Here is a 3,754-nt window from a genome sequence, read left to right as displayed (position 1 = left end):
TCCGGGCGCAAGAAGGGCAGGCGGCCATTCTTGCGCAATTGGGCCTGGCGCTCGACCAGCCGGTGCGCATAGTAAATCGGCGCGGGCATCAGTTCGGGCGTTTCGTCGCAGGCGTAGCCAAACATCAGGCCCTGGTCGCCGGCCCCCATGTTCATTTGGTCGTCGCTGGCATGGTCCACGCCCTGGGCGATGTCGTTGCTTTGCTTGTCGTAGGCCACCAGCACGGCGCAGCCCTTGTAGTCAATGCCGTACTCGGTGTTGTCGTAGCCGATGTGCTTGAGGGTGTCGCGCGCCACCTGGATGTAGTCGACCACCGCGTTGGTGGTGATTTCACCGGCCAGCATGACCAGGCCGGTGTTGGTCAGCGTTTCGGCGGCAACCCGGCTGAGCGGGTCCTGCTTGAAGACGGCGTCCAGGATGGCGTCGGAAATCTGGTCGGCGACCTTGTCGGGATGGCCTTCGGAGACGGATTCGGATGTAAAGAGAAAATCGTTCGCCATTGCGTACACTCCATGAGGTTTGTCGGCGCGTTGCCGGCAGGGAGTGCCTCGGCGAACGCTTTAGCAGTTTGGTTTAATGTCGCCCTGCAAGTTGTTCAGTAACTCGGCGACAGGCCAAATTATAAGACGCCGCGTTTTTGGCCGGCTCCGCTTTTCAACACCCCTTTACATGCTCTGGTTATTTCGTTTTTTCTCGGTCTGGCCGCTGGCTGCCCTGCAGGCGCTGGGCGGCGCGCTGGGCTGGCTGGTCTGGGCGTTAAGCCCGCGCTACCGTGCGCAGTTTCGGGCCAATGTGGCGCAGGCCGGCCTGCCGTTCGAGGTGGCACGGCCCGCGATTGCCGAGGCCGGGCGCTTTGTGGCCGAGCTGCCCCGGCTGTGGCTGCGGCCGCCTGCGCAGTCGTGTTTGACCGGTATCCAGGTTGAAGGCCGGCACCATGCCGATCAGGCGTTTGCGCAGGGCCGGGGCGTGATTTTTTTTGGGGCCCACAGCGGCTGCTTTGAGCTCGGACCGCAGGCGCTGGCCGAGCTTTACGGGCCGGACCATGGCCCGCTCACGGCCATGTACCGGCCGGCCCGCAAGGCCTGGCTGGCCCGGCTGGAGCAACTGGCCCGCAACCGGCTCAACCTCAGCCTGGTGCCAGCCAGCCTGAGCGGCATTCGCCTGATGCACAAAGCCCTGAAGCTCAATCGGGCCGTGGGCCTGCTGACCGACCAGGTGCCGCCCGAGGGGCTGGGCGTGTGGGCGCCGTTTCTGGGCCAGCCGGCCTACACCATGACGCTGGCGGCCCGGCTGGCCTTGCAAAACGGGGCGGCGCTGCTGCCCGTGAGCTGCGAACGCCTGCCGCGCGGGCGTGGTTATGTGCTGAAAATCTGGCCGCCAGTGGCTGGCCTGCAGCAGGCCGGAAAATCGGGCCTGCTGCAGGCTGTCACGCTGATCAACCAGGCGGTCGAAACCATTGTGCTGCGCCAGCCCGGCCAGTATTTGTGGGGCTACGCACGCTACAAGACGCCCCGCAAGGAAACCCTTTGATGCTCCGTTTGTTGTTCCGTTTTTTCAGTCAGTTGACCACCCGGGCCGGCATTGGCTTCATGCAGCTGCTGGCCTTTTTGCCGCTGCCGTGGATACGGGCCTTGGGCGCCGGGCTCGGTTGGGCCTTGTATGCCGTGGTCGGGTCGCGCCGCCGGGTGGTGCAGGCCAATTTTTCCCTGTGTTTTCCCGAACGCTCCGAGGCCGAGCGGCGCACGCTGACGCAGGACACGTTTATTTACTTCGCGCAAGCCTGGCTGGACCGGGCCTGGCTGTGGCATGCGCCCAAGCGCTGGGTGCAGCGGCGCGTGCAGCTGACCGGCGCCGTGCAGGAACTGGCGGGTACGGACCCGACGGTGATTTTTCTGCCGCATTTTGTGGGCCTGGATGCGGCCTGGGCCGGCGTGGCCCTGGCGGTGCCCCGGCTGTCGACCACCATTTACACCGACCAGTCGAACAAGCTGGTGGACCAGTGGATACTGCGCGGCCGCCAGCGCTTTGGCCATTTGCGCCTGTTTGGACGGGTCGAGGGCGTCAAACCCATCGTGGCCGCACTGCGGCAGGGGCAGCCGCTGTACTTGCTGCCGGACATGGATTTTGGCGCTGAAGACTCCGTGTTTGTGCCGTTTTATGGCCTGCAGACCGCGACCGTGCCGTCGCTGTCGCGCTTTGCCCGACTGGGCCGGGCCAGGGTGGTGCCGCTGTTGCCGCGCCTGACCCAGGCCGGGTACGAGGTGCAGGTGCTGCCTGCCTGGGACGATTTTCCGACCGATGATCCGGTGCGCGACACCGCCCGCATGAATGCCCGCCTGCAGGACTACATCGCCACCATGCCGGCGCAGTACTTCTGGGTCCACAAGCGCTTCAAGACCCGACCTGACGGCGAGCCCTCGTTGTATTGATCGGCAGCAGCATGCGGTTACCCCTGATTTCTTAAGCCTTTCAGGCCGCTAGCCCTTGCAGTAAGGACTTTTAGTGCTATTATTTAAGTAGCAAGCTGGCGCGGTGAAAAAGGGGCTTGGCGCAGGAATTCCTGCAGGTAAGCTGCCACCAGCGCAGGCTGTTCGTGCACGATCCAGTGCGTGGCACCGTCCACGCGGCGCAAGGTCATTTGCGGCACAAAGTCGTCCAGTCCGTCCAACAGCGCAGGGGGCAGGGCGGTGTCGTCCATGGCCCAGATCACCAGCGTGGGAAGGTGGACTTCCAGCATCGCCCGGGGAATCGTCACGGCCGCCGCCGCAGGGTCGTGGTGCGGTGGCCCGGGCCGGGGCGGGCGCAAGGGCGAGGCCCGGTAATAGTTGCAGGGGCCGGTCAGCCCCTGGGTCCAGACCGCCCGGTATTGCGCCTTGACGGCCTCGGTCAGCCACGCGTGCGGGCCGTCTGCTGCGCCCATGGCGGTAAAAAACGCCCACATCCGGCGGAAATCATCTTCGGCCAGCAGCGCTTCGGCGTCGGGGCGGATCAGGAAATTCATGTAGGCACTGGCGGCCTGCTGGGCCGGTGAGTGCTGCAGCTCACGCAAAAAAGTGCCCGGGTGCGGCGAGTTGATGATGGCCAGCTTTTTCATGCAGGCCGGCTGCGCCGCCGCCAGGTTCCAGGCCACCGCGCCGCCCCAGTCGTGCGCGATCAGGCATTCGAGCTGGCCACCCTCCAGCTCAATCAGCGCCGCAATGTCCTGCACCAGGTGTCTGGGCCGGTAGGCGGCCACGCCAGCGGGCGCGCTCGAGCGTTCGAAGCCGCGCAGATTGGGCGCAATACAGCGATAACCACCGTGCTCGGGTTGCGAAAAATGCGCCAGCAGCCCGTCCCAGACAAAGGCCGCTTCCGGAAAACCGTGCAGAAACATCAGCACCGGCCGGCCTTTGGCGCCAGTGCTGCGGCACGACAGGATGATGCCGTGCGGCAGGGTCTGCAAACTGGTTTCAATCATGGCGCTGCGCTATTTATAGCGGCTTGCGCCATTCCTATATGGGCTACAGCCACTTTTTACTTAAAAATGCAGCCGCCCACAATGCAGCACCAGCCGCTTTCAGGATTCGGCGGGCGCGGGCGGGTCGGCTTCTTCGGCGTCTGGCACGGCTTTGGCTGGTTTCACCGGCTTTTCCGGTGGGTGCGCCCAGTCCCACAGGTGCTGGGCCACTTCCTCAACGCCCTGCCGCTTCAGCGCCGAAAAGAGTTTGACATCGCCGCCGCCGGCCTGCAGCCTGACAATGGACAGCGCCTTGGC

General features: G+C 64.8%; 4 protein-coding genes and 1 pseudogene. 2 read left to right on the top strand and 3 right to left on the bottom strand.

The window, feature by feature from the left end; genetic code table 11:
* The coding region (locus Q8K05_RS06285) for an S-adenosylmethionine synthetase N-terminal domain-containing protein (protein ID WP_305245656.1) at positions 1-500 on the bottom strand (500 nt) is incomplete at its 3' end.
* 169 nt (positions 501-669) lie between these two features.
* Here Q8K05_RS06285 and Q8K05_RS06280 point away from each other — a divergent pair.
* Together Q8K05_RS06280 and Q8K05_RS06275 are read left to right on the top strand one after the other, a co-directional pair.
* On the top strand, positions 670-1,530 hold the full coding sequence (locus tag Q8K05_RS06280; RefSeq protein ID WP_305245655.1) for a lysophospholipid acyltransferase family protein: 861 nt from the start codon (positions 670-672) through the stop codon (positions 1,528-1,530).
* Positions 1,530-2,429: a lipid A biosynthesis acyltransferase gene (locus tag Q8K05_RS06275; RefSeq protein ID WP_305245654.1), complete on the top strand. Its 900-nt coding sequence runs from the start codon at positions 1,530-1,532 to the stop codon at positions 2,427-2,429. Before Q8K05_RS06280 ends, Q8K05_RS06275 begins: the two co-directional genes overlap by 1 nt.
* Before the next feature lie 83 nt (positions 2,430-2,512).
* Here the strand turns inward: Q8K05_RS06275 and Q8K05_RS06270 are convergent, their stop codons facing one another.
* Both Q8K05_RS06270 and Q8K05_RS06265 read right to left on the bottom strand, forming a co-directional pair.
* Positions 2,513-3,457, bottom strand: a complete 945-nt coding sequence (locus tag Q8K05_RS06270; protein WP_305245653.1) for an alpha/beta fold hydrolase — start codon at positions 3,455-3,457, stop codon at positions 2,513-2,515.
* Between the two features lie 99 nt (positions 3,458-3,556).
* A pseudogene (locus Q8K05_RS06265) lies at positions 3,557-3,754 on the bottom strand (YihA family ribosome biogenesis GTP-binding protein); the annotation flags it as partial.

The organism is Polaromonas sp. (assembly GCF_030682935.1).
GTDB lineage: Bacteria > Pseudomonadota > Gammaproteobacteria > Burkholderiales > Burkholderiaceae_C > Polaromonas.
The sequence above is the reverse complement of the archived record's forward strand: the minus strand, read 5'-3'. Positions and strand labels throughout refer to the sequence as shown.

Excerpts from the sequence above, each read along its gene's own strand:
- Q8K05_RS06280 (WP_305245655.1), top strand. The coding sequence starts at position 670 with ATGCTCTGGTTATTTCGTTTTTTCTCGGTCTGGCCGCTGGCTGCCCTG.
- Q8K05_RS06275 (WP_305245654.1), top strand. The coding sequence starts at position 1,530 with ATGCTCCGTTTGTTGTTCCGTTTTTTCAGTCAGTTGACCACCCGGGCC.
- Q8K05_RS06270 (WP_305245653.1), bottom strand. The coding sequence starts at position 3,457 with ATGATTGAAACCAGTTTGCAGACCCTGCCGCACGGCATCATCCTGTCG.